22 protein-coding genes and 1 pseudogene are annotated in these 24,378 nt (G+C 55.9%); 1 reads left to right on the forward strand and 22 read right to left on the reverse strand.

Annotated elements, in window-relative coordinates; all coding sequences use genetic code 11:
• Positions 1-9: 9 nt before the first annotated feature.
• The 22 genes and pseudogenes from B2310_RS13115 to B2310_RS13220 all read right to left on the reverse strand — a co-directional run.
• Positions 10-693: a radical SAM protein gene (locus tag B2310_RS13115; protein WP_290732376.1), complete on the reverse strand. Its 684-nt coding sequence runs from the start codon at positions 691-693 to the stop codon at positions 10-12.
• A gap of 14 nt (positions 694-707) precedes the next feature.
• Positions 708-1,037 (reverse strand): 6-carboxytetrahydropterin synthase QueD, encoded by a 330-nt coding sequence (gene queD, locus B2310_RS13120; RefSeq protein ID WP_173382742.1) that lies wholly within the window; start codon positions 1,035-1,037, stop codon positions 708-710.
• A 1-nt stretch (position 1,038) separates the two neighbouring features.
• The gene (gene queC, locus B2310_RS13125; RefSeq protein ID WP_290732379.1) at positions 1,039-1,692 is read right to left on the reverse strand and encodes a 7-cyano-7-deazaguanine synthase QueC; all 654 of its coding nucleotides are present in this window, start codon (positions 1,690-1,692) and stop codon (positions 1,039-1,041) included.
• Between the two features lie 82 nt (positions 1,693-1,774).
• On the reverse strand, positions 1,775-3,481 hold the full coding sequence (locus tag B2310_RS13130) for a Na/Pi cotransporter family protein (protein WP_290732382.1): 1,707 nt from the start codon (positions 3,479-3,481) through the stop codon (positions 1,775-1,777).
• Positions 3,478-4,869: a sensor histidine kinase gene (locus B2310_RS13135; protein WP_290732385.1), complete on the reverse strand. Its 1,392-nt coding sequence runs from the start codon at positions 4,867-4,869 to the stop codon at positions 3,478-3,480. Before B2310_RS13135 ends, B2310_RS13130 begins: the two co-directional genes overlap by 4 nt.
• A complete protein-coding gene (locus B2310_RS13140) occupies positions 4,866-5,543 on the reverse strand; it encodes a response regulator (protein ID WP_290732388.1) in 678 nt (225 codons plus the stop codon). Before B2310_RS13140 ends, B2310_RS13135 begins: the two co-directional genes overlap by 4 nt.
• Positions 5,544-5,741: 198 nt before the next feature.
• Positions 5,742-7,451: a Na/Pi cotransporter family protein gene (locus tag B2310_RS13145; RefSeq protein WP_414655111.1), complete on the reverse strand. Its 1,710-nt coding sequence runs from the start codon at positions 7,449-7,451 to the stop codon at positions 5,742-5,744.
• 200 nt (positions 7,452-7,651) lie between these two features.
• Complete coding sequence (gene ispF / locus B2310_RS13150; protein ID WP_290732394.1) at positions 7,652-8,137, reverse strand: 2-C-methyl-D-erythritol 2,4-cyclodiphosphate synthase; 486 nt, start codon at positions 8,135-8,137, stop codon at positions 7,652-7,654.
• A 31-nt stretch (positions 8,138-8,168) separates the two neighbouring features.
• Positions 8,169-8,741: a hypothetical protein gene (locus tag B2310_RS13155; RefSeq protein ID WP_290732396.1), complete on the reverse strand. Its 573-nt coding sequence runs from the start codon at positions 8,739-8,741 to the stop codon at positions 8,169-8,171.
• A 95-nt stretch (positions 8,742-8,836) separates the two neighbouring features.
• On the reverse strand, positions 8,837-10,309 hold the full coding sequence (locus B2310_RS13160; protein ID WP_173382699.1) for an NADH-quinone oxidoreductase subunit N: 1,473 nt from the start codon (positions 10,307-10,309) through the stop codon (positions 8,837-8,839).
• Complete coding sequence (locus B2310_RS13165) at positions 10,302-12,032, reverse strand: complex I subunit 4 family protein (RefSeq protein ID WP_290732399.1); 1,731 nt, start codon at positions 12,030-12,032, stop codon at positions 10,302-10,304. The genes B2310_RS13160 and B2310_RS13165 overlap by 8 nt, the downstream gene beginning before the upstream one ends.
• Entirely contained in the window at positions 12,032-14,089 is a 2,058-nt protein-coding gene (gene nuoL / locus B2310_RS13170; protein WP_290732402.1) for an NADH-quinone oxidoreductase subunit L, read from the reverse strand. The genes B2310_RS13165 and nuoL overlap by 1 nt, the downstream gene beginning before the upstream one ends.
• A gap of 3 nt (positions 14,090-14,092) precedes the next feature.
• Positions 14,093-14,407, reverse strand: a complete 315-nt coding sequence (nuoK, locus tag B2310_RS13175; protein WP_173366211.1) for an NADH-quinone oxidoreductase subunit NuoK — start codon at positions 14,405-14,407, stop codon at positions 14,093-14,095.
• Positions 14,407-14,949 carry an NADH-quinone oxidoreductase subunit J gene (locus B2310_RS13180; protein ID WP_173382702.1) on the reverse strand — a complete coding sequence of 181 codons (543 nt, stop codon included), beginning with the start codon at positions 14,947-14,949 and terminating at the stop codon, positions 14,407-14,409. The genes nuoK and B2310_RS13180 overlap by 1 nt, the downstream gene beginning before the upstream one ends.
• Positions 14,949-15,515, reverse strand: a complete 567-nt coding sequence (locus tag B2310_RS13185) for a NuoI/complex I 23 kDa subunit family protein (protein ID WP_173382703.1) — start codon at positions 15,513-15,515, stop codon at positions 14,949-14,951. Before B2310_RS13185 ends, B2310_RS13180 begins: the two co-directional genes overlap by 1 nt.
• Positions 15,515-16,870, reverse strand: coding sequence for a complex I subunit 1/NuoH family protein (locus tag B2310_RS13190; protein WP_290732407.1), 1,356 nt, complete (start codon positions 16,868-16,870; stop codon positions 15,515-15,517). The genes B2310_RS13185 and B2310_RS13190 overlap by 1 nt, the downstream gene beginning before the upstream one ends.
• On the reverse strand, positions 16,870-18,489 hold the full coding sequence (locus B2310_RS13195) for a 2Fe-2S iron-sulfur cluster-binding protein (RefSeq protein ID WP_290726388.1): 1,620 nt from the start codon (positions 18,487-18,489) through the stop codon (positions 16,870-16,872). Before B2310_RS13195 ends, B2310_RS13190 begins: the two co-directional genes overlap by 1 nt.
• 4 nt (positions 18,490-18,493) lie before the next feature.
• A complete protein-coding gene (gene nuoF, locus B2310_RS13200) occupies positions 18,494-19,801 on the reverse strand; it encodes an NADH-quinone oxidoreductase subunit NuoF (protein WP_290732410.1) in 1,308 nt (435 codons plus the stop codon).
• A gap of 2 nt (positions 19,802-19,803) precedes the next feature.
• Positions 19,804-20,865, reverse strand: a complete 1,062-nt coding sequence (locus B2310_RS13205; RefSeq protein WP_290732413.1) for a complex I 24 kDa subunit family protein — start codon at positions 20,863-20,865, stop codon at positions 19,804-19,806.
• Positions 20,862-22,055, reverse strand: a complete 1,194-nt coding sequence (locus B2310_RS13210; RefSeq protein ID WP_290726383.1) for an NADH-quinone oxidoreductase subunit D — start codon at positions 22,053-22,055, stop codon at positions 20,862-20,864. Before B2310_RS13210 ends, B2310_RS13205 begins: the two co-directional genes overlap by 4 nt.
• On the reverse strand, positions 22,052-22,654 hold the full coding sequence (locus B2310_RS13215; RefSeq protein ID WP_206674508.1) for an NADH-quinone oxidoreductase subunit C: 603 nt from the start codon (positions 22,652-22,654) through the stop codon (positions 22,052-22,054). The genes B2310_RS13210 and B2310_RS13215 overlap by 4 nt, the downstream gene beginning before the upstream one ends.
• A 141-nt stretch (positions 22,655-22,795) precedes the next feature.
• Positions 22,796-23,296 (reverse strand): annotated as a pseudogene (locus tag B2310_RS13220) (NADH-quinone oxidoreductase subunit B); the annotation flags it as partial.
• A 251-nt stretch (positions 23,297-23,547) separates the two neighbouring features.
• On the opposite strand from B2310_RS13220, the gene B2310_RS13225 reads away from it, so the two are divergent.
• Positions 23,548-24,372: a TIGR02147 family protein gene (locus B2310_RS13225; protein WP_290732417.1), complete on the forward strand. Its 825-nt coding sequence runs from the start codon at positions 23,548-23,550 to the stop codon at positions 24,370-24,372.
• Positions 24,373-24,378: the final 6 nt, after the last annotated feature.

Consider the following 24,378-nt stretch of genomic DNA (forward strand, 5'->3'; position numbering starts at 1 on the left):
CAGCAGGGCCTACACGCCGCGACGTTCGGGGTCCCACACGATTTTGTGAAGTTGCACCTGGAATCGGGCGCCATTCCGCGTCATGGTTTCGCTATCCAGCATCCAATCCACGATTGTTTCGTTCGGCAGCGTCCCGAAAACTGGCGAGACAAAAATATGAGGCATGTCGCATGCAGGACTTTTCCGCAGCAACGAAAGCTGCGATACCACGCGTTCTGCTTCGCGCAGATCTTCGACGCTCCCAACAACGAACTTCAGTACGTCATTTTTTCCAAGCGTCGCGATATTTTCCATGCGCATCCTGCCCGACATCCCGCTACTGCCGCATTTCCAGTCCATGGTATAAAAAAGCGACGGGAAGCACCGTTTGCAGGGAACTGTGCCATTGGTTTCGACATTGACCTCGAAGCCCGCACCGCATAGCTTCGAAAGCAGTTCGTCGACGCCTTCATGAATCAGCGGTTCGCCGCCGGTGAGCGTCACGCAACCGACCCCGCTTTCGCTACGGTATTTGTCTACAGCCGACAAGACTTCGTCTACATCCATTTGTGTGTAGTCATGACCTTCGACCGCATACATCGAGTCGCAATAGGCGCACCGCAGGTTGCAGCCGTGAAGCCGCACAAAGACCGCGGCCTGTCCCATGCGCAGGCCCTCGCCTTCTATGCTCTTAAAGATCTCGCACACCTTCATGGCTGGCCCTGTCCCTAGCGTTCGTACTCGACAATGTTGCCTTCGCTTTCCTGAATCTGAACCTTGTAGCAGTGCGGAACCTGCTCGCAGACCCAGCGCGCCATGTTCTCGGCCGTCGGGTTAAAATCCACCACGTCGTTCAAGAACTGGTGATCCAGCTTGCCGTGGACAATTTCCTTGATGCGCGAGAAATCGACCACCATCCCATTCTCGTCAAGAGTTTCGGACTGGCAGAAGACCGTGATAATCCAGTTGTGGCCGTGGAGCCCGCGGCACTTGCTTTCGTACGGAAGCGACAGCTTATGAGCTCCGGAAATTTCGATTCGTTTGATGACTCTGTACATATCAGGCCTCGTATTCTGTCGTATCGTCGATTCCCGCTTCGGCGAGAGCCGCCTTGCGTTCCAGACAGGTTGCGCACTTTCCACAGTGGATTCTACCACCCTTGTAGCAGGACCAGGTCGCGCTATAATCTATGTCGAGAGTTTTTCCCCTGCGAGCAATATCAGCCTTGGAGATATTCGTATAGGGTGCATCAATGGCGATACCGGCGTAGGTGCCCGCCGCAATCGCCGCCGACATGTTCTTCACGAATTCCTCGCGGCAATCCGGATAAATGGCATGGTCACCGAAATGGTTCGCCATCATCACCTTCTCAAGGCCGCGGCTTTCAGCAAGGCCCGCCGCAACAGAAAGCATGATGCCATTGCGGAAAGGCACGACCGTCGACTTCATGTTCTCGGCAGAATAGTCGCCTTCAGGGACTGCATCGGCACCCGACAGCAGCGACGACTCAAAATAGTCGTGCATGAACTTGAGCGGAATCGTCACATGCGGAATTCCCAGCTTTTCGCAGTGGAAGCAGGCGAAAGGAATCTCGTTGTCGTTGTGGTTGCTGCCGTAATCAAACGAAACGGCAAATGCAATATCGGCGGCACGCTCATAAAGCAGCGTGGTGCTGTCCATTCCGCCGGACAGGACGAGCAATGCGTCTTTCATAGGGGCTCCTAGTTTTGTTTAGAGTCAGGATGGGTTTCGAACTGACTGATGCCCAAGATAGAAAAAATACAGTTTCCCGTCTTTAAGAGGAGAACTTCTTGTTGGTATGCGCCTCGACCACGTTCACCACATAGTCGCCCAGCTTCTCGCAGTCGTTCACCACGTCCATGTAGTGCACGCCCATCTGGTAGCTGTATTCCTGGTTCTCGATATCGGTGACGTTCTTCTCCTTGAGGAGCTTGCGGTAGTCGTTGATTTCGTTCTCCAGGTTCAGCGTGCGGTTCGCATCGGCCGATGCATAATCGCTAATGACATCGATCATGTTCGTAAGCGCATTGTCGCACAGCTGCATGATATGCTTGATATGGCCGTACTGGTTCTCCGTAAAGTCTTCCTTGCTGCGGAACTTGCGGTTGATGGCACGGGCCATGTTGTAGCAGGAGTCGCCGATACTCTCGATTTCAGAAATTTCCCTGAGCATCGACTGGATGTTCGTCTTACTTTCGGGACTCAGGCGGCCTTCAGAAACCTTGTTAAGGTAGTTCGCAATCTCGATTTCCATGTTGTCGCTGATGCCTTCGTACTTCTCGATGCGGGCAAACAGCTTGACGAAGTCATTTTCGTCCTTCATCTCGAGCAGTTCGGGCACCATGCGGAACATCTTCTGCGTGCGGGCTGCAAACAAGTTAATTTCCTTGCGGGCTTCAAAAAGCGAAAGTTCTGCAGTGCTCATGAGGCCCGCGCTGATAAACTTGACCTTGAAATCCTCGCCGTCTTCCTTCTCGCGGATAATCTTGCAGATGATTTTTTCCATCGGCTTGATGAACCAGATAAGGATAAGCACGTTGCAGAGGTTAAACGCCGTATGGAATGCCGAAAGCGCGTAAGTGACACGGACGCTTGCCTGGGCAACTTCTTCTTCGGTATGCGGCACGAACGTCGGGTCAAACCCCACGATGCTGCAAACCATGTTCACGAACGGGCGGAACACTATCAATACCCACACCACGCCGAACACGTTGAAGAGCATGTGCGCCAAGGCCGCGCGCCTTGCCTGCGTACTTGCTGAAAGTGCCGCAAGGTTCGATGTCACCGTGGTACCGATGTTTTCGCCCATCACGAGCGCAATACCTTGGTAAATCGGGAGCACGCCGCTACTGCAGAGGAGGAGCGTAATCGCCATGATGGCGGCAGACGACTGCACGCACATGGTAAGGATGCTACCCAGCAACAGGAAGAGGAGCGTGCTGAAGATGCCCCAACCGCCGGTCGTCGCAAAGAAGTTGATGACCGTCTGGTTATGGGCCAGGTCCATCGCCACCGCATTTTCGCGAAGCGTGGTAAGGCCCAGGAACATGAACGCGAAACCGAAGACAAATTCGCCCAGGCTCTTGGTCGAGTTCTTCTTGGTGTAAGAAAGGATGATACCGAGAGCGAAGAAGGGCCACACTACCGAGCTCATGTTGAACTGGAACCCGAATATGGACATAATCCACGCCGTGGCCGTGGTACCGATGTTCGCGCCCATAATAACAGGAATGGCCTGACTCAATGTGAGCAGGCCAGCATTAACGAAGCTTACGGTAAGAACGGTCGTAGCGGTAGAAGACTGCACCGAGGCCGTGACGAACGTGCCTGTGAGGAGGCCTCCGATACGGTGCTTGGTCATGGTGCCAAGGACTGCGCGGAGGTGCCCGCCGGTGAGTTTCTGCAAGCCTTCGCTCATCGTCTTCATGCCGAACATGAGCAACGCAAGGCAACCAATCATTTTGAGAATCATAAGTGTCATAAAACCTTATTCGTTTTTGAAAGGGTTGTAAAACCGACCTTGATTTCGGTACCGAGACCAACGATCGAATTCAAGTGGATTGTCGCATGGAGGACTTCGGCGATGTGCTTTACGATAGCAAGCCCGAGACCCGTTCCGCCGGTTTCCTTGGAGCGGCTCTTGTCTACACGATAGAACCTCTCAAAGATGCGGGACTGGCATTCCTCCGGGATTCCGATACCGGTATCCTTCACGGCAATGGAGTCCTGTTCCACGAGCACGACGACCTTGCCGCCCGACTCCGTGTAACGTATGGCGTTGTCCACCAGGTTGAAAATCATTTCGTAAAGCAGTTTGGAGTTCGCGATGATTTCTGCGGATGTTTCGCCTTCCAGCGAAAGCGAGATAGACTTCTTGCTCGCGTTCAGGCCGAGGCTCTCTACACAGGAATGCGCAACGTTCCAGAGGTTCACCTTTTCACCCAGCTCGAACGGTTCGCCACCATGGTTGTCGAGTTTCGACAACGTGATGATGTCGTTCGCGATGGACTGCAGGCGGCTTGCCTCCTTATGGATTTTACCCGCGAACATCTTGACATCCTCGGGTTTCGCCAAGCCGCTCTCGATGAGTTCCGCATAGCCCGAAATGGAGGTCAGCGGTGTCTTGAGTTCGTGCGAGGCATTCGCGGTGAATTCATCCTTCAGGTGAGTCATTTTCTGCTTTTCGTTCGAAAGCTGTTCAATCGTCAGCTGCAGTTCCAAGTCCTGCTTGCGGATGGTATTCACGAGGGGCGCGATTTCCTTGTAGACATTCTCGATTTTCATCCATTCGGGAGTACCGAGCTGATCCACAAGTTTCTTGAGCGGACTCACGAAGGTACGGCTGAGCCCGATGGCTATCAGGATGGCTGCCGCCACAATGGCCGCAAGCAGTACGACAAGGTACGGGATTGTCTTGGAATACACCTTCTGCAAGTTCGCCTGGCGCATGCCGAGCCTGAGCACGTTTCCGTCATTCAGGCGCTTCGCAAAGTAGAACGCCTTCGCCTGCAATGTGGAAGAGTAACGCAGGTCCTCGCCCACGCCTTTCGCGAGCGCATCGATAATCTCTTCGCGGTCGTTGTGGTTTTCCATCTTGGCCGCTTCGGCATCGCTGTCGTAGAGAATCCCGCCCTTCGAATCGACAAGCGTGATGCGGAGATCCTTGCTTGCAAATTTCGCAAGTTTCTGGGGTTCGCCCCCAAGCGATTCATTCGCGTACGAGGTTTCAATGAGGCGCAAGTTTTCGCGCAGGAGTCCCTTGAGTTGCTCCGCCATTTCGCCTTCAAATACACGCATGGTAAAAAAAACCGCCAAGAGCGCCGCAATCACTCCCATGTATATCAGGCTGTAGCGGATGCGGTCCTTCATTGCGCTTTGTACCCTACGTTTCGGACAGTCTGGATAATCGCGCCTCGCTCGCCCAGTTTTTGTCGGAGCGTCTTGACGTGCATATCAACCGTCCGCGTATCCATCTTGAAATCGATGCCCCAGATTTTTTCCAGGAGTTGCTGCCTGGAATAGACAAGCCCCGGATGTGACACGAGAAGTTTCAGGAGTTCGTATTCCTTGTAGGTGAGTTCCACATTCTCGCTACCCGCCGTGACGACGTGCTTGGCCTCGTCGAGCGACACATCCCCGAGCGAAATAATTTTCGGTTCAGCCGCTTCGACATTCACCACGCCCGAACGACGGAGCAGCGCCTTGACGCGCGAAACAAATTCCAGGACACCGAACGGCTTTGCGATATAGTCGTCGGCCCCCAAATCGAGTCCCTTGACCTTGTCCAGTTCGGAGCTCTTCGCGGTAAGCATGATGACGGGGACATTGCTAGTAGATTCCTGCGTGCGGAGGCGCTTCAGTATGCTGAGACCGTCTTCGCCCGGCAGCATGATATCCAAGACAAACAAGTCTGGTATGTGGGTCTTGATAGCCTCGTCCAGGCTTTTCCCGCAATCGAAGGCTTTGACCTCAAAACCGCTACTCTTGAGAGCGTAGGCTTCCATTTCGCGGATTTCGGAATTGTCTTCAACTATGTAAATCATATTCACAATTTACCCAACAACAAGATAAAAAGACCACAGCGTTTATCCAATACCTGAAGCAACGGCTTCGCAAAGGTTTTATCTACACTTTACACAAATTTTACTTGTAAAAACTGGCACGAAAAACTTGCGGTACAAAAGATTTCTTGACACCGTATTTACAAGGTTCGTACCGTAATTCGCACAAAGCAAGCGGGATTATGTAGAGAATTTTTTGTTCGCATGAGCCTCGACCACGTTCACCACGTAGTCGCCCAGCTTTTCGCAATCGTTCACCACGTCCATGTAGTGCACGCCCATTTGGTAGCTGTATTTCTGGTTCTCGATATCGGCGACATTTTTTCCCTTGAGGAGCTTGCGGTAGTCGTTGATTTCATTTTCAAGGTTCAACGTACGGTTCAGGTCAACCTGCTGGTTGTCGTCGAGCACGGCAATCATGTGTTCGAGCGCCTTGTCGCACAGGTTCATGATATGCTTTATGTGGTCGTACTGCTCTTCGGTAAAGTCTTCCTTGCTGCGGAACTTGCGGTTGATGGCGCGGGCCATGTTGTAGCAGGCATCGCCAATGCTCTCGATTTCAGAAATCTCCCTGAGCATCGCTTGGATGGTCGTCTTGCTTTCGGGGCTCAGACGGCCTTCCGACACCTGATTCAGGTACTTCGCGATTTCAATTTCCATGTTGTCGCTGATACCTTCATACTTTTCGATGCGGGCGAACAGTTTCACGAAATCGTTCTCTTCCTTCATTGTCAAAAGGTCAGGCACAAAATTGAACATCTTGCGAGTGCGGGTCGCAAAGAGGCTAATTTCCTTACGGGCTTCAAGGAGCGAAAGTTCGGGAGTACCCATGAGGCCGGAGCTGATGAAGTGCAGGCGGGAGTCCTCTTCCTCTTCGGAATTCTTGGGCTTGATGACCTTGCACACGAACTTCTCGATGAACTTGATGAACCAAATCTGGATGAAGGTGTTCGACACGTTGAACGCAGAATGGAACGAGGCGAGCACCACGGAAATCTTCGCGAGGTTTGCAGCATAGCCTTCATCGCCCGGATGGATGGAAAGGTCGTAACCCACCACGTGGCACACGGCGGCGAGAAACCACTTGAGCACAATCACCACCCAAATCACGCCGATAACATTGATAGTAAAGTGAGCTAGAGCCGCGCGACGCGCCTGCGTATTGGCGGAAAGCGCCACGATGTTCGCGGTAATCGTCGTACCGATGTTTTCGCCAAGCACGAGCATGATGCCCTGGTCAATATGGAGCACGCCGGTGGAGCAGAGGATCATCGTGATGGCCATGATGGCGGCAGAAGACTGCACACACAACGTGAGGATTGTTCCCATCACGAGGAAGAACAGCGAGTTGAAAAAATTCGGTTCGCTGAAATGCGCGAAGAACTGGCTGATAGACGCGCTTGCCCCCGGGTCCTGCACCACGGTAAAACCGGTTTCTTTAAGGGTGGTAAGGCCAAGGAAAAGGAAACCCACACCGAACAGGAACTCGCCAAGCACGCGCTTCTTGTTCAGGTACACGAGAATGATACCGATGAAGAACGCCGGGTAGACGAAGTTCGCGATGTTGAACGAGAACCCGAGGCTCATGATCCATGCCGTTACCGTCGTACCGATGTGGGCGCCGAGGATAATCGAGATGGCCTGCATGAGCGTAAGGAGCCCCGCATTAACAAAAGAGACCGTCATCAACGTGGTGGCGGTCGAACTTTGTACTGAGGCTGTAACGAACATGCCGGTGAGCATCCCCGTGAAACGGTTCGTGGTCATGGTTCCGAGCACATGTCTGAGCTGCGGACCGGCCATTTTTTGCAAAGCCTCGCTCATGGACTTCATACCGAACATGAGCAGGGCTAGGCACCCTAACATTTTTAACGCCATCCAAGTCATAATTATAGGACCTTCCTATGAAGCGCCACTACCGGATCATCGTCGCTGCCTTTCAGCTAGTTCGGGCTCATGGCGGTGAATTGTTGATTGTAAAGCTGGCGTAAAATATAGAAAAAATTAGGTAAAATTTAACCACCAAAAAATGGTAAACCAAACTCGTTGAATTAGGGACAACGAGAGCCTCGTGCCCCGAGCCTTTTTCCTTACAGACTTCTTACCATTGCGACCGCCTGGCTGGCGATGCCTTCGCCCCTGCCCGTAAACCCGAGCTTTTCGGTCGTGGTACCCTTGATGCCGACCTGCTTCACGTCTATCCCGAGTACGCGGGCGATGTTTGCCTTCATGGCGTCCTTGTGCGGGTTCACCTTCGGGCGTTCGCACATCACGATGCTGTCGATATTGACAATCTCGTAACCCGCCTTCTTGACCTCCTCGCCCACCTTGCGCAACAGTTCCAGACTGTCAGCGCCCTTGAAGGCCGGGTCGGTATCCGGGAAGTACGTGCCGATATCGCCGAGGCCTGCGGCACCCAGCAGGGCGTCGCTAATGGCATGCAGCAAGACGTCTGCATCGCTATGGCCCAAGAGGCCCTTCTCGTACGGGATATCCACCCCGCCAATAATGCACTTGCGGCCTTCCACCAACTTGTGAACGTCAAAACCGATACCCGAACGATAAATCTTGTCCATGATAAATCCTTTTTTTGCAAATTTAAAAATTTCAGTCTTTCCCGAAATAAAGATTGTTCATCGTTTCGGCAACTTCGGGGAAATCGTGTTCGTCGACGAAGAAGATTTCCTTGTCAATAACAAAAACATACATATGACGGAAAAGCCCCGTTCTGTACCTCTTTTTTAGTATATCCGTCTTGCCAAACGGAAGGACAGCCTCGTCATTGAGCCTGTACAACACAAAATCGTCCTTGCGACATTTTATTTCGCGCACGGCCTTGATGGAGTAGCCGGCATCAAAGAAAAAAACAACAGATACAGCAAGAGGTATAAAAACTGTTAAAAGAAGATACTTCGTAATCGGTTCCCTAAAGAGTTGACCGAGCATGCAAACAAAGACCATAAAGAGAAAGAGTGCTATACAATATTTGCCCACCATCAGTACTTTCCCGCCATGGCGTTTGCGTGCCTTGTACGTAAAGAATACTTCCTTCTCCTCAACCTTCTCGGATTCTTCGACAGCCTCAGGCAATTTCTTTTCGGAAACAGGCTTCGCAGCCCCGCACCACGGGCACTGCGGCTCGTAAAAATTAAATCGTTCTCCACATTCCGGACAAATCATCTTCGCAAACCCCTTTCTTGTGCAACAAGATAGATAAAAAAAGGAGCCCCGCCGAATCCGGCAGGGCATTCCCTTTTAGATTTATCCTCTAAAGACTAGCCGATGAGGGCAGATGCCGGAAGCACGCTCATCGCAAGCAGGGCAAGAGCAGCAAGCGATACGGTAAACTTGAGCATATAACCATAATGGGGATCCGTCTGGCAACAGCACTTGCACTGGCAAGGTTCCTTGCGGGGAGCAAACAGCACATAGGCGATTCGAAGGTAGTAAACCGCCGCCACGAGCGAAAGGCCAAAGCCAAAGATGGCCGTAGCCGTCATTCCCGCAGAGAAGGCTCCTGCGAACAGAGCAAACTTCGCGAGGAAGCCCGCGACAGGCGGAAGTCCGGCAAGGCTAGCAAGACAGACCGCAACACCGAGCGCAACGAACGGACGGCGACGGCCGACACCCTGAATGTCTTCCAGGTTCTCGTTCTTGTCTTCTTTACCGGCAAGGTAGGCAATTCCCGTCAGGGCGCCCGCACTTGCGATGGCGTAAGTCACCAGGAAGAAGAACATGGAGCCTAGCTGCACGGAGCCTTCCTTGAGGTAGTTTGGAAGCAGGAGGCCAATCACAATGAAGCCCGCGTTCATCACGGCAGAGAACGCAAGAATTCGACGGATGGATTTCTGGGCAAGGCCACTGAAGGCGCCAATCACCATCGAGAGGATAGCGACAACCAGGACAACGTAATAAAGTGCGGGAGACTGGGATGCAAACTTCACCGGTTCTGCAAGGTTCCATGCAGCAGGAGCTCCGGCACGGGTCGCGAGGATTCCCACCCATACAGAGCCGAGAGCCGCTAATGCACCCACCTTCACGACAGCAGCCATGAAGCCAGTCACGGCAACGGATGCACCCGTATAGACATCGGCCACCCAGAAATGTACCGGGGCAGCGCCTGCCTTGAACAGGAGACCGAACACGACAAGCAGGATGCCCACCGCATAAATCGAGCCACGGCCTTCAAGCACTGCAGAGAACATGTGCGTACTACCCGTAGCGCCATAAATCAAGGCCACCCCGTAAAGGAAGAAGGCGCTGAATATGGAGCCCGACACAAAATACTTGAACACGCCTTCACCCGCATTCTGGTCTTTACGGCGGATGCCGACAAGGGCATAGACCGGGAAACTCGTGAGTTCCATGGCAATGAAGAGGGAAAGGAAGTCTATCGCCTGCGTCATGAGCAGGGCACCGCAAGAAGCGAGAAGCATGAGCCCGTAGGCTTCGCCACCCTTCATCTTCTCGCGGCCGAGCATCCACTGGAGTCCGCCAATGCCGAGCAAGGCGCAAAGGAGGACAGAGACACCGAGCAAGCGACGGACCGGGTCCACCGCGAACAGATCGTAGACGCAATCCACCTTCACCAAGGCAAACGCCGCCATGCCAAGCGCGACAAACACCGCAGCAACCCACGGAAGGACCTTGTGCTTGCTTTCGTCGTTCAGGAACGGTTCTGCGGCAAGAGAGACCAGCGCGCCAAGCGCCACTACGATTACCGGCATAAACATCACAAGACTAGTCATTGGAAGCCTCCTCGTCCTTTACGGTCGGTTGAGCAGATTGTTCTTTTTCGAGAGCGGCTGCGGTCGCCTTCGCCATATTGGCCTCGGTTTCGATTACCTGACGGATCAGTTCCTTCTTCTCCTCTTCAGAGAATCCGGCTGCTGTCAGCGAAGAATCGAGCTGCGCCACGTCGGCAGAAGTCGCGATGTGCGATTCGAGGGGTTCCGCCTCCACAGCTTCTTCATCCTCGACAGGAAGCGCATCGGGCAAAGCCTCATCGACAGCGGCTTCTTCGTCAATGGCCGCCGTCTGTTCCGTGGAGTCGTTGAGATCACGCAGAGCGTTCGTCACGAAAGCGGGATGGAAACCAAACACCAGGAGAAGCAGGAGCATCACGCCATAGGCAAAACCTTCAAGTGCGCTCGCACGCGGGCCTTCCTTATATTCGCGGGCAGGCGTTCCAAAAATGACCTTCTGGATAAAGCGCAGCATGTAGGCCGCCGAGAGAATCATGCAGAAGCCCACGACGCCAGCACAGAACGGGTTCATGTCCCAAACAGAAAGGAGGACGCCAAATTCCCCGATGAACCCGGCCGTACCGGGAACCGCGAGGGCCAGGACGCCCGCAGCGCCAAAGAGGAATCCGAACACAGGATTCGTATGCGAAAGTCCGCCCATTTCCTCGATATTGCGAGTCCCCGTCATGCGCTCGGCAACCCCGAGCAAGAAGTACTGAACACCGGCAGAAATGCCATGCGCCACCAGGAGCACGAGGACAGCCGTAAGCATCGACTCGGAGAAGCTGAATACGCCAGCAACCGCGATGCCCAAATGGCTCATGGAACTGTAGGCGAGCAGTTTCTTGCCGTCAGTCGCGCGGAGCGCCATGAGCGCCCCGTAAATCGCGGTTATAAGGCCAAGCCACAAGACAGTCATAATCTGCGGCACATCAAGCGTAAAGATCGGGAGCATCCAGGCGATAAAACCGAAAACGCCCGCCTTGCTCATCGCGCCAGTAAGGATAGCCGAAAGCGGAGCCGGAGCTTCGGAATACGTTATCGCTTGCCAGCCGTGGAACGGGAAAATCGGAGTCTTCACGAGGAATGCGAGCAGGAAGCTCAAGAACACAAGCAGCTGTGCGCTCTGGGGCATCGTCTGGACCGCGAGCACGATAGAAAGCACCAACGAATTGTCGGCAATGGTCAATAGGTACCAGAGAGCGACCATCATCGGAGCAGAACCCACCAGCGTGTAAATCGCGAACGTCATTGCAGCCTGCTTCCGCTTTTCGCCACCGAAACCCGCAATGAGAAGCGCCGCGGGAATCACCATGGCCTCGAAAAAGAAGAAGAACAGCACCGCGTCGGCAGCGAGGAACGTTCCGTTCATCGCACCCATGAGCGCGAAAATGCCGATAGCGAAGTTGCGGTAGTTCTTGTCCAGGTGTCCGCGCGCCGAGATAAGGGCGACCAGCGAAAGCCCGCAAGACAGGAACACCATCCAGGCGCCCAGGCCATGGCTATAGAGATAGTAGTAGGCAGGGCCCTTGCAACCCGGAATATGGAACCACTCGACAGGGGTCGTCGCCATGTTGCCATTAGCGACCAGCGCAACCGACATGCCGGCAAAAACAATCCCGAAAAGAATCGCCATGTGCGTCGAGGCCTTGAAGTCCTCCTTGGAGTTGAGAACCATCAGGATGGCCGCAACGAACGGCGCAAAGACGAGGAGATGTAAAAGCATTAGATTACCCTCCCGAGAAGAGATTTTACACTATCGATAAGTTTAAAGACAAAGTCCGGAATACCGACGATGCCTTCGGCAAACAGGGCGACGAGCACAATCAGCGCGACCCCCGTAATGCTGAGCGCAAGCTGGAGGCGCACCCTGCGGACCTGGAAAGTGCTCGCGCCATCACCGAGGATTTCCCCGATTGCACCAAGCGTCCACTGGAACGCCTGCAGGAACTTGTCGACAACGACATCGCAAATCCAGGCAATCACACGCACCGGGAAAACAAATCCAACATGGATGTAGTCCCACACGAACGTCCATGCCGCCGCAGAACCTTCCGGAGCACCCGAATCCTTGGGGGTCGGAATTTTCTTATTCGCATAAACGCGCCAGGCGATAAACATACCCAGTAGGGCAGCCAGCGTGCCGAGTACCGCGAACAGCACCGGGTTCACGTGATGCACCGACAGGATGCTTTCGCCAACCGCCTCGGCACCACCCAGGGCCGCAGCGAGGGAATCCTTGAAGAACGTAATGCCGATCATGTCCGCCCAGAGGTAGCCCGCGAAGATGGAACCGAACGTGAGCACAACCATCGGGATGAGCATCACGGCCGGAGCCTCATGGATATGGGCCTCGCTCTCCTTGCTTCCGCGGTATTCACCGAAGAAGGTCATGATAATGAGACGTCCCATGTAGACCGCCGTGATAACGGCCGTCGCAAGGCCAACCACATAGAGAATCATTCCGACAGGCACGTTCACCGAGCCGCCGAGAGCAAAAGGCATCGCAATGACAGGGCCGTTAGAAACGAGTTTTTCGAGAATCAGGTCCTTGGACCAGAAGCCAGCGAAACCCGGGAAACCGACAATCGCGAAGAACGCAAAAATCATGACGCAAGCCGTGACCGGGGTCTTTTTCAGGAGGCCGCCCATCTTGCGCATATCCTGTTCCCCGGCCAGCGAGTGGATAACCGCACCCGCGCCAAGGAAGAGCGCCGCCTTGAAGAAGGCGTGCGTAAACACGTGGAAGATGGAGGCATCGAACGCGCAGACGCCCGCCGCCATGAACATGTAGCCGAGCTGGCTGATTGTCGAGTAGGCAAGCACCTTCTTGATGTCGTTCTGGAAGAGGCCCGTAATGGCAGCCCAGAGCGCAGTGAACATACCGACAAACGCAATGAGGAGCAAAACCTCGGGCAGCATGCAGAACATCTTGCCCATGCGCGCCACCAGGTACACACCGCTCGTGACCATCGTCGCCGCGTGGATGAGCGCGGACACGGGAGTCGGACCCGCCATGGCGTCAGGAAGCCAGGTCAGGAGCGGAATCTGCGCGGACTTGCCGGTGCATCCCACGAAGAACAACACACCCGTCAAGGTGAGAAGCGTGAACACCAGGTCAAGATGGCCGCCGTTCAGAATCATCTGCATGAACTGGTTGAAAATGTCGTAGTTGAGGACCGCGGCACCGCCAATAGAGAGGAGGCAAAGCATTCCGAGAAGGAATCCAATGTCGCCCACGCGGTTCACGATGAACGCCTTGTTCGCCGCCTTGCAGTTCTTGAGGTCCTTGTTCCAGAAGCCGATGAGCAGGTAAGAGCAGAGACCCACACCTTCCCAACCGAAGAACGTGAGGAGGAGGTTGTCCGAAAGCACAAGCACGATCATGCTGAACAGGAACAGGTTGATGTAGGCGAAGAAACGGGCGAAGCCGCGGTCGCCATGCATGTAGCCGATAGAGTAGAGCGCGATAAGCGTTCCGATTCCTGTGACGAACAGGAGCATGATGCGGGAAAGCCCATCGAACAGGAATCCGATATCCACATGCAGAAGCGGGAAATCGATCCAGTTGCAGAGGGTTTCACGGATTCCGGATTCCGGCATTCCACAGGCCAGGACCGTCACGCAGGCAAAGGACATGGCCGGGAAAATGACGGCAAGTCCACCCACGATGTTTTCGGCTGCGCCCTTCTTGCTACCGGAAGAAACGACAGCAATCGTACCGAGGAGAATCGTTCCCAGCAGGGGGAACAGGGGAATGAGCCACAAAGGTAAATTTGTCATCGCTTAGCCCCTCATGTTGGAATAGGAATCCGCATCGACGCTTTCGCGGTTGCGGAAGATCAGGATGACCATTGCAAAACCCACGCACGCTTCGGCAGCCGCAATGGCGATGGAGAACAGAGGCACAATCTGGCCCGTAAGGCTCGCTTCGGCAGGAAGCGTCTTCGCGAACCCCACGAACGAGAGATTCACGGCGTTCAAGGCAAGTTCAATGCCCATCAGCACGAAGAACAGGTTGCGACGCGAGATGGCAACAATGATGCCGACGGCAAAGATTGCCAAGGCAAGAATCTGAATGAAAATGGGTTGGAGTTCCATCAGTGTTTTTCCTCCACGTTTTCAGAATCCACAGAACCGAGGCGCTTCTTGGCCATGAGCACGGCCGCCACCATAGCAGAGAGCAGGAGCAGGCCAAGCACCTCGAACAGGATAAAGTAACCCGGGCCGCCCTGGGCCACGTTAAAGAGAGTTTCCGACGTCACCGCCACGGAGCCGCGGATTGTCGCAGCATCGAAGCCGAGCGGGGCACGGACAAGAGCCACACCCACGAGCGCCGCAAGCACGAGGACCGCGGGGATGATGAAGAGCGACACCTTGTCGAACATCGGCGTCCGGGAATCGCGGGCACCGTTCAGCACCATGATGACAAACGTCACGAGCATCATGATGGCGCCGGCGTAAACCATAACCTGCACGACCCCGAGGAAGGGGCTACCGAGAAGGCCGTAGATGCCGGCGAGCGACACCATGGAAACGACGAGCGAAAGCGCCCCGTAAAGAGGATGACGGCTCAGCAGTACGCAGGTAGCAGCACCGAGAGCAATCACCGCGAGAATGATGAAATAAATAAGGGCAAGCATTACTTAACCTCCATTCCCCAGACCCTGAGGGCCTCGGCATTCTTGGTTCCACCGGGAGCCACCTGACTCTGTTCGTCGTCCGGATAATCCTTCGGATCCCAGTTGGTGAGATCGTAGAGGTGGGCGACAAAGTCATCGCGGTTGCGGTGTTCAAAGACCATTTCCTTCGTATCCATGCGGAGCGCATCCACCGGGCAAGCTTCGACGCAGAGACCACAGAACACGCAGGTCAGGTGGTCGATATCGAAACGCATCACGCGCTTCTCGATACGCGGGTCGTCACTGGCCGTAGCCTCGATAAAGATGCAGTGCGCGGGGCAGGCCGCTGCGCACATGCCGCAAGCGACACAGCGCGGGGTGCCATCGGGGCGAAGCATCAGGCGATGCTTGGCACGGTAAGTGTTGCGGACTTCGGGCTTTCCTTCCGGATACGAAATCGTCGGAAGAGTCTCATAGCGGAACAGGCCGCGGGCGGCATGCTTGAGAGTCGTCCACAGACCGCGAAGGGCCTCGAAAATATAGAGGCGTTCGCCCAACGTCATGGGTTTCTGTCTAATAACACGCATTAGTTACCCCCTACGAGTTTAGCGATGACCGCAGTCACCACGAGGTTGATGAGGGCGATGTTCAAGATAATCTTCCAGCCGAGGTTCATCACGTGATCGTAGCGGAAGCGCGGAAGAGTCCAGCGCACCCAGATCCACACCCAGCAGAACATGACGCTCTTCACCACGAGCACGAGCAGGTGGATGAGCGCCGTACCGAGAGCCGTCGCGAGGCTGCCCACGGCAACACCGTTCACGACCATGTTCGCCGGATTGTAGAAGAACCAGGCGCAGACGCCGAGGATGACGAACACCGCAACGGCAGCCCACGCAATGATATTGTAGAGCTTGTATTCGCGGAGCACCTCGAAGCGATGAGTCTGGGCCGTAGCGGCAAGCTTCTTCGAGTAGCGGTGAACCATGTGGAGGAACGCGAGAGCGAGGAACGCGAGGATGCCGCAGAGCACCGCAAGCGAGCCGCCCATGTGGGCCTGCATCGTCTCGGTCGTCACGAACGGAACCGCGTAGCCGCCCAGGAAGAGCGTCGCGATAAGGAAGCTGTTGATGCAGATGTGCGAGTATTCGCCCATGTAGAAGAGGCCGAACTGCATGGCACCATATTCCGTATGGTAGCCGGCGACAAGTTCGGGCTCGCCTTCGGCCACGTCGAACGGGGCACGGCCGGTTTCAGCGATGCTCGCGATGAGGAAGCAGAAGAACGCCACCGGCTGGGCGACAATGCCCCACACGTGGTGTTCCTGCCAGGTCACGATATCGGTCAGGTTGAAGGAACCCGCGAGGAGCAGGATGCCCATCATCGAGAGGCCGAGGCACACTTCGTAACTGATGGTCATGGAACTCGTACGCAGCGCACCGAGGAAGCTGTACTTGGACTTGGACGCCCAACCGGCCAATACGGCGCCGAACGCGGAAAGCGAGCTGAAACCGAACAGCAGGAGCACGCCCACGTCGGAATCGATGATGGATCCCGGGATGCGGACCATCTTGCCGCCCCATTCGAACACCATCGGGCCGAACCAGGGAATCACGCAGGGTGAGAGGAACACGATGGCGAACGGGATTGCCGGAGCCACGTAGTAGAGCACCTTGTTCACGCCCGCGGGGGCGAACATTTCCTTGAAGAACAGCTTGGTACCGTCGCACATGTTCTGCACGTAGCCGAACAGACGGATCTTTCCGAAGTAGGGAATCTTGATGTAGGAACGGTTAGGTCCCTGGCGGTCCTGCATGAAGCCGGCGCCACGGCGTTCCATAGGAATCAGCAACAGGATGTAGAGGACCGGCACGAAGCAGAAGGCGAACTTCGCAATCGTGATGAGCCATTCCACCCAGGTTTTGGATTCGATAATATCCATTATGCGTTACCTCCTTCGAGGAGATTGCCTGTGCTCTTGATAGAATCGTAGGTAAGGCCGGAGAGGGCCGGGGCGTATGCGCCCGCCTGTCTGAAGGCCTCGGATGCGCAGCCGAACTTTGCTCCGGCAAGCTCCGAGAGCACCTCGTAGGCCGGGCGGAGTTTTTCGTCGGGGCAGACCGGACATGCATTCAGCTTCTGGAGGATGTTCAGGCTGTTCACCATCGATCCCTGAATTTCGCTCCAGTGGCGGATGCCGAATGCGAGAGTCGCCTTCGCGGCGGTCGCATCGTTGAATGCCGAGAGCGCGATGCGGCTCGGAATCTTTTCCAAGGCAGAAGCCGCGGCGGCATCTTCACCGAAGAGGTCCGCGTTCACGGTCACGAGCACCTTGAATTCACCGGCGCGTTTCACGAGATCGGCAAGGTTGTCATCGGGCACGCCCATCAGCTTGAAGCCCATGCGGTTCGCCATCGGGTCACCGCTCATGGCGATGCCGTCGGGGGCACCGACCTTCTTGAAAGTCCCGCCGAAAAGTTCGGCGGAGTCGCCCAAGGAATCCTTGAGCATGCGGAGCGCAGCCAAATCCTCGATGGTGCAGGCGCCACCCGCGACGAGGGCGACCTTGCCCCCGACAGACTTGGTTTCAGAAATGACTTCCTGAATCACGCGGAAGCCCATCGCCGGCAAGCGGTTCTTGTCGAACTGCTGGAACGCAAGGCGGCTCGTGTTCGAAAGCCAGCTGCGGTTCACTTCGGGGTTGCAGCGCGGCATCACGCGGTAGATGCGGCCATCGGCATGGTCAAGCCAGATGTTCGCGCCGAGGGAATCGTCCATCGAGATGGTCGGCGTGTGGGAAAGCAGCCAGACACGCTTCTGAAAGCGGAAGTACTTCGCAGTCATGGCGCCCACCGGGCACACGTCCGTCACGCACAGGTCGTATTCGTGGTCGAGCTTTTCGCCCGGGAACGTGGTGATGTAGGTGTGGTCGGCACGGCCGGCGAGCTGCAGCTGTTCCGAACCTGCGATGCTACGCATAAAGCGCACGCAACGGTCGCACTGCACGCAGCGTTCTTCGTCGAGCAACACACGGGGGCCCAAGTCCACATGCTTGCCGCCACGGAGCTGGCCCTTGGCGTCAATGAACTGGTGCGCCGGATTGCCGTGGTAGTTCTTGCCGTATTCGGGACGCATGCGGGATTCGTTCTGGCCCGCTTCCATGTAGTTTTCCTGCAGGGTGCATTCACCGGCCTTGTCGCAGATGGGGCAATCGAGCGGGTGGTTCACCAGCATGAATTCCTGAGTGGCCTTGCGGGCGTTCTTCACGCGGGCGCTGGAGGCAGGCGTGTAGATTTTCATGCCCGGGGCAACCGGCGTGTAGCAGGCAATCACGAGCATGCGGCCGCGGGGACCTTCCTGTTCCACCAGGCACTGGCGGCAGTTACCTGATACCGGGAGGTAAGGATGGTAACATACGTGGGGTGTTTCAATCCCGACGGCCTTGAGGGCCTCGAGGAGGTTCGTATCGCCAGGAACCATCACCGGCTTGTCGTCCACGAAGATTTCCACCTTCGGGCTGTTCTCGGTCGGGAGTTTCGGCATGTTGTAGTAGTTACTCATATTATTACCAGAAAATTCCAGGACGATAGGTTTCCTGAACACGCGGCTTGGCGTGGTCGGGGTTCTTTGCGATATATTCATCGAAGTCCGCACGGAACTTCGCCGTGTAGCTCGAAACGGGGCCGCCAAGCGAAATGGACAGCGGGCAAATCGTCACGCCGCCAAAACCGCCGCAGAGGCTCTGCATCAGTTCCACGTCGCCGTCGTGGCCCTTGCCTTCGACAATCAGATTCAGCATGCGGTGCAGAAGACCCGTACCTTCGCGGCACGGAGTGCACTGGCCGCAAGATTCGTGACTATAGAAGTTGCCGAGGCAGTTCAAGAGGTCCACCATGTTGTGGGTATCGTTGATCACGATCATGGCGCCCGAACCGAACATCGTCTTCATCGAGGCGAGGCATTCGTAATCCATCGTCGCGACCGCCGCTTCTTCGGCAGTCAGCGGAGCGCAAGAGGAACCGCCCGGCAACACGGCCTTGAGCTTTCCGCCCACGACACCACCGGCATATTCGTTGATCATCGTCATCATCGGGGTTCCGAGAGGAGCCTCGTACACGCCCGGATTCTTCACGTCGCCACTGATGCAGAACACCTTCGTACCGCCAGCACGGGGCGTACCCATCTTGGCGTATTCGCTCGGGTCGTGCTGCAGAATCCACGGAAGCGCCATGATGGTCTCCACGTTATTCACGCAGGTCGGAGACTTCCAGGCGCCGCTCACCGCCGGGAATGGCGGCTTCAGGCGGGGCTGGCCCTTCTGGCCTTCAAGCGAGTTGATAAGAGCAGTTTCTTCACCGCAGATGTAGGCGCCGGCGCCGCGATGCACGAAGATATCGAAGCAGAACTTGGTGCCCATAATGTTTTCGCCGAGGTAGCCGGCAGCATATGCCTGGTTCAGCGCCTTGTTGATGCTCTCGATGCAGGGCAGGAATTCGCCACGGCAGTAGATGTATGCCGCACGGGAACCGAGCGCCCAAGCCGCGATAATCAGGCCTTCGATCAAGCGGTGCGGATCTTCCATCATCAGGAAGTGATCCTTGAACGTTCCGCCTTCGCCTTCGTCGGCGTTCACCACGATGTACACGGGCTTGCCGGAATTGCGGGGAACGAAGCTCCACTTCATGCCCGTCGGGAAGCCTGCACCGCCACGGCCACGCAGGTTAGAGCGCTGCACGTAGTCAATGAGCTCGAACTGGCTCATGTTGAACAGGCGTTCAGAAATATTCGCGTAGCCGCCCAGCTTCTTGTAGACTTCGATGTCCTGGGCGCCCTTACCAAAGTTCTGCGTACAAACTTTTACACATTCAGCCATAATTACTTAGCCTCCTCGACCGGAGCCGGCTTCTGGGTGGTCACGGCCTCGTTAGAGGGCTTGGCCGTACGTTCGCCGGAAGTGGCAATCATGCGGTACACGTCGCCGACCTTGCCGGCAGCGTCCACAAACGCCTTGTCCTTCACGCCCGGCTCGCCCACCGCGACCCAGTCGTTGCCGTTCTTCTTTTCCACCACGATCTTCGTGAATTCGGGAGCACCCTTCCATGTGAGGGTGGCACCCGTCTCGTCGGCTTCGGCCTTCACGTTCAAAACCGGAGAGGGCGGAGCGTAGTCGGCGACCTGCGGCTTGGCCGTAGCACCCGGAGCGCCGGGGTGGCCGCCGTGGCCCTTCACGATTCCACCGAGAACATCGTGCTTCGGGACGTTGTCTTCGTGGGCATAGCACCACTTGAGGATGCGGGCAATGCTTTCTTCGGTAAGCGTCGTCCCCGGCTTCATCACTAGCTGGTCGTTTTCCACGTCGGTCGCGAAGTCGTCGTTCACGAGCATCATCGGGCCGTTGCCGCAGCTACCGAGGCATTCCACCTGCAAAAGCGTGAAGAGGCCGTCCGGAGTTGTCTCCCCCGTCTTGATGTTCAGGGACTTTTCCACGTGCGCGATCAGAGCCGGCGCACCCTTGATGGTGCAGCTGATGTTGCGGCAGAACTGCAGCAGGAACTTGCCCTTCGGCGCGTGGTTATACATGGTGTAGAAGGTCGCGACACCGAGCGCATGGGCCGGCGCGCAACCGCAAACCTTGGCCGCCCAACGGATGCCTTCGCGCGGCACCCAGCCGAACACGCCCTGCACGAGCCACAGCACTTCGAGGAGAGCGCCCTGGCCCACCGGATAGCGGCTGAGCAGGTCCGCGCAACGTTCCTTGATTTCAGGAGTCTCAAGTTTCGCTAGCACTTCCTTCGGGGAGGGTTGCGGAACTTCCTTGTTCACATAACCGAACGTCTGGCCGGGATCCGGCAGGGCCTCGATAGGCTGCGCGGGACGGTCGAACTTTAAACGGTTGTTCGAAACGAACTGGACTGCACCTTGAATATGTTCTCTCATCGGTCAAGTTCTCCAGCGATAATGTTGAGGCCCGAAAGTACGGCCATGGAGTCGGCAAGCTGGCCACCTTCCACAAGTTCGTGGAATGCGGCAAACTGCGTGAGGCAGGGCGGGCGCACCTTGATGCGGTACGGATGGCCACTGCCGTCAGAAACAATCGTGAAGCCGAGTTCGCCGTTCGCGCACTCGCTTCCGCAGTAGTATTCGCCCTCGGGGACGCGGATGCCTTCGTACACGCTCTTGAAACGCCCGATGAGGCCTTCCATATCCTGGTAGGCGAGCTTGTGCGCCGGCACGCGAATGCGTGGGTCGACGATGTCGACCGGCCCTGGCGTTAACCGCTTCAGGGCCTGGCGCACGATCTTCACGGATTCCTCGATTTCAGCGAGACGCACCTGGAGGCGGTCGTTGCAGTCGCCCTGCGTGCCAACCACGACTTCCCAGTCGTAGGTTTCGTAATCGTAGTAGGGTTCATCCTTGCGCAGGTCAGATGCGACACCCGAGGCGCGCAGGCACGGGCCCGTCCAGCCGTAGCTGATGGCGCGTTCTGCAGAAATCTTGCCGATTCCCACCGTACGGTCGAGGAAGATGCGGTTTCGGTCAAGGCATGCGTGCAGGTCCTTCAGGGCCTTCTCGACAGAACCAAGGGCCGCAAGCACATCGTTTTCAAATCCATCGTAGCTGTCGCGGTAGAGGCCGCCAATGCGGGCGTAGCTGTTCGTGAGGCGCGCACCCGTGAGCTTTTCCCAGATGCACATGATTTCTTCGCGGGGGTTAAAGGCGTACATGAACGGAGTCGTTCCACCCAAATCCTGGAAGGCCGCCGCGACGCACACGAAGTGGTCGTTGATACGGCTGAGCTCATTTACAATTACGCGGAGCACCTTGCAACGTTCCGTGATTTCTACGCCGAACATGTTCTCTACCGCACGGCAGTACGCGATGTTGTTCATGATGGCCGAGCAGTAGTTGAGGCGGTCGGTATACGGGACCACCTGCTGCCAGGTGCCGCGTTCCACCATCTTCTCGAACCCGCGGTGCAGGTATCCGATTTCTTCTACGCTCGCGACAATCGTCTCGCCGTCCATCGCGGCCAAAAAGCGCAAGCAGCCGTGAGTGGCCGGGTGGCTCGGGCCCACGTTCAGGGGCATCAGGTTCAGCTTATCGCCATTCTTATCCAGTACAATCATTCCTTGATACTCCCTTCCAAGAATTCGTTATCGTTTGTCTCCACTTCCTTACTGCGCTGGATGACCCTGTAGCCAAGGTCCTGCAGGCGCTTTTCAAGTTCCGGGAGCAGGTAGTCGTTGGTGGAGAGCCACTGGCGCTTCTGGGCCGGGTAGTCCTTGCGGAGCGGGTGACCGACAAATTCAACGTGGTTCAACAGGCGGCGGAGGTCCGGGTGGCCCTCGAACACGATTCCGAACTGGTCGTAGACTTCACGTTCGTACCAGTTGGCGTTCGCATACAAGTCACTAATGGTCGGGACCTTGAGGTTATCCTCCCCGACCAGCACCTTCAGACGGATGCGGAGCCCCGGGTTAGAGATGCTCTTGAACGCATAGGCCACCGCAAAGCGCGGGCCCTCGTGGTTCGGGTAGGTCAGGTAGTCGATGCCCGCGATATCCACGAGCATCTCGAACTTCGCGGCGTCACCATCCCTCAGGAATTCAACCGCATTGCGCAGGTAGGTGGCGCTCAGCACGGCAGTCACGCTCCACTTGTCGAGAGTTTCGCGTTTCGCGCCGAACTTTTCTTCCAGGCAAGAGAAGATTTCTTCAGCAGTCATTATCTTCTACTCCTTCCAGAACTGGGCTTTCTTAACAATGTTCTGTTCTTTTTCAACGACGAAGTCCTTGATGTCGGTAACCTTCTCCTGGGCAAAGGCCTTCGCATTGGCCTTGGCTTCGGCAGTCTTCGCCTTGATCATCTCGAGCTGGTCCTTCACCTGTTCGGCGCGCTGCTTCATGTAAGATTCGTCCTTGATCTTCTTCTGCAGGTCGAACATGGCATCGAAGAACGCTTCCGGACGGCTGGGGCAGCCACCGATATACACGTCCACAGGGATAATGTGGTCAATGCCCGGAACCGTGCAGTAGCAGTCGTAAAAACCGCCCGAGCAGGCGCATGCGCCCATAGCGATAACCCAGCGCGGTTCGGCCATCTGCTCGTAGATACGCTTCAGAATCGGAGCCTGCTTGTAGGTGATCGTACCCGAGACCAAAAGCACATCGGACTGACGCGGCGTAAAACGCACATACTCAGACCCGATACGCGAAAGGTCGTAGCGGCCCACTTCCGTACTCATGAACTCGATTGCACAACAAGCCGTACCGTAGGGGAACGGCCACAGGGAATTGGTTCGGCCCCAGTTGACCAGGAAGTCAAGCGAGGACGTAATGATACTCGGCTTTTCTGCCTCATTACCCATAAGGATTACCTCATAAAATTCGCGCCAAAAGATAGAAAAATCGCCTTTATGGGCGGAATTTTCCGCCCGAATGGAGCATCTTTGTTCTTTACGGGAATCTTTTATTTTTCTTTTATCTCAAAGAGTATCAAGGAGATGCGCATTCCGGAAGCCTTTCTACGCCTCTTTCCCCTTTTTGTTCTCAAAAAAGTTCTCATTTTTGAAGTTTTTTATCTATATTATAGGAAGCGCCCACACCGGGCCCAAAAGCTATGAACCAGTACCTAGACATATACCAGTTTACGCACTTCCGCAAGTTCCTGGAAGAATACCAGACCGCCCGCGCCAAGGCGGAACCCGGCTTTACGCGTACCGAAATCTGCAACCTTCTCGGGCTCGAGAAGAGCCGCAGCTACTTTGCCGATGTCCTCAGGGGCAAGAAGGTCAGCCCCCGCATGGTGGCAAAGTTCATCGAAATCCTCGAACTCGACAAGAAAGAGGCGAAGTACTTCGAGACGATGGTGGAACTCGACCAGGCGAAAAACGACGCCGCCCGCAACGCAGCGATGCAGGAACTGCTGAAACTGCACCCGAACCCGCAGCACATATTAAATGAAGACGCCTACGAATATTATAGCCGCTGGTACCACAGCGCGCTCTTCGCCATACTGGACGCGATGGACGTGGGCGACGACATGGCGCCCGTGCAGAAGAGGATTTTCCCGAAGGTCCCTCTCGGCAAGCTGAAGGATTCGCTCGCCCTGCTGGAACGCCTCGGGCTTGCCCGCAAGAACGAAGAAGGCTTCTGGAAACCCACCAAGGAAAGCATCAGCAGCGGGCCGTACAACAACGCGGAACTCATCAAGCAGTACCAGTTGCAGTGTTTCGAGCTCTCGAAACAGGCGCTCATCACGCCGCCCAAGAAGCCGACCGTCATGAGCACTCTCACGTTCAGCATCTCGAGCGAGGCGTACAAGAAGCTCGAGGCCGAACTGCAGGAATTCAAGGCGAAGGCAAGGCGCATCATCGGCGAGGACAAGGAGCATGCCGACGGCGTCTACCAGATGAACATCCACCTGTTTTCGAATTTGGAGTAGGGGTTT

The sequence above is a fragment of the Fibrobacter sp. UBA3629 genome (genome assembly GCF_002374005.1).
Taxonomy (GTDB): domain Bacteria; phylum Fibrobacterota; class Fibrobacteria; order Fibrobacterales; family Fibrobacteraceae; genus Fibrobacter.

Excerpts from the sequence above, each read along its gene's own strand:
- B2310_RS13115 (WP_290732376.1), bottom strand. The coding sequence starts at position 693 with ATGAAGGTGTGCGAGATCTTTAAGAGCATAGAAGGCGAGGGCCTGCGC.
- queD (WP_173382742.1), bottom strand. The coding sequence starts at position 1,037 with ATGTACAGAGTCATCAAACGAATCGAAATTTCCGGAGCTCATAAGCTG.
- queC (WP_290732379.1), bottom strand. The coding sequence starts at position 1,692 with ATGAAAGACGCATTGCTCGTCCTGTCCGGCGGAATGGACAGCACCACG.
- B2310_RS13130 (WP_290732382.1), bottom strand. The coding sequence starts at position 3,481 with ATGACACTTATGATTCTCAAAATGATTGGTTGCCTTGCGTTGCTCATG.
- B2310_RS13135 (WP_290732385.1), bottom strand. The coding sequence starts at position 4,869 with ATGAAGGACCGCATCCGCTACAGCCTGATATACATGGGAGTGATTGCG.
- B2310_RS13140 (WP_290732388.1), bottom strand. The coding sequence starts at position 5,543 with ATGATTTACATAGTTGAAGACAATTCCGAAATCCGCGAAATGGAAGCC.
- ispF (WP_290732394.1), bottom strand. The coding sequence starts at position 8,137 with ATGGACAAGATTTATCGTTCGGGTATCGGTTTTGACGTTCACAAGTTG.
- B2310_RS13155 (WP_290732396.1), bottom strand. The coding sequence starts at position 8,741 with ATGATTTGTCCGGAATGTGGAGAACGATTTAATTTTTACGAGCCGCAG.
- B2310_RS13160 (WP_173382699.1), bottom strand. The coding sequence starts at position 10,309 with ATGACTAGTCTTGTGATGTTTATGCCGGTAATCGTAGTGGCGCTTGGC.
- B2310_RS13165 (WP_290732399.1), bottom strand. The coding sequence starts at position 12,032 with ATGCTTTTACATCTCCTCGTCTTTGCGCCGTTCGTTGCGGCCATCCTG.
- nuoL (WP_290732402.1), bottom strand. The coding sequence starts at position 14,089 with ATGACAAATTTACCTTTGTGGCTCATTCCCCTGTTCCCCCTGCTGGGA.
- nuoK (WP_173366211.1), bottom strand. The coding sequence starts at position 14,407 with ATGGAACTCCAACCCATTTTCATTCAGATTCTTGCCTTGGCAATCTTT.
- B2310_RS13180 (WP_173382702.1), bottom strand. The coding sequence starts at position 14,949 with ATGCTTGCCCTTATTTATTTCATCATTCTCGCGGTGATTGCTCTCGGT.
- B2310_RS13185 (WP_173382703.1), bottom strand. The coding sequence starts at position 15,515 with ATGCGTGTTATTAGACAGAAACCCATGACGTTGGGCGAACGCCTCTAT.
- B2310_RS13190 (WP_290732407.1), bottom strand. The coding sequence starts at position 16,870 with ATGGATATTATCGAATCCAAAACCTGGGTGGAATGGCTCATCACGATT.
- B2310_RS13195 (WP_290726388.1), bottom strand. The coding sequence starts at position 18,489 with ATGAGTAACTACTACAACATGCCGAAACTCCCGACCGAGAACAGCCCG.
- nuoF (WP_290732410.1), bottom strand. The coding sequence starts at position 19,801 with ATGGCTGAATGTGTAAAAGTTTGTACGCAGAACTTTGGTAAGGGCGCC.
- B2310_RS13205 (WP_290732413.1), bottom strand. The coding sequence starts at position 20,865 with ATGAGAGAACATATTCAAGGTGCAGTCCAGTTCGTTTCGAACAACCGT.
- B2310_RS13210 (WP_290726383.1), bottom strand. The coding sequence starts at position 22,055 with ATGATTGTACTGGATAAGAATGGCGATAAGCTGAACCTGATGCCCCTG.
- B2310_RS13215 (WP_206674508.1), bottom strand. The coding sequence starts at position 22,654 with ATGACTGCTGAAGAAATCTTCTCTTGCCTGGAAGAAAAGTTCGGCGCG.
- B2310_RS13225 (WP_290732417.1), top strand. The coding sequence starts at position 23,548 with ATGAACCAGTACCTAGACATATACCAGTTTACGCACTTCCGCAAGTTC.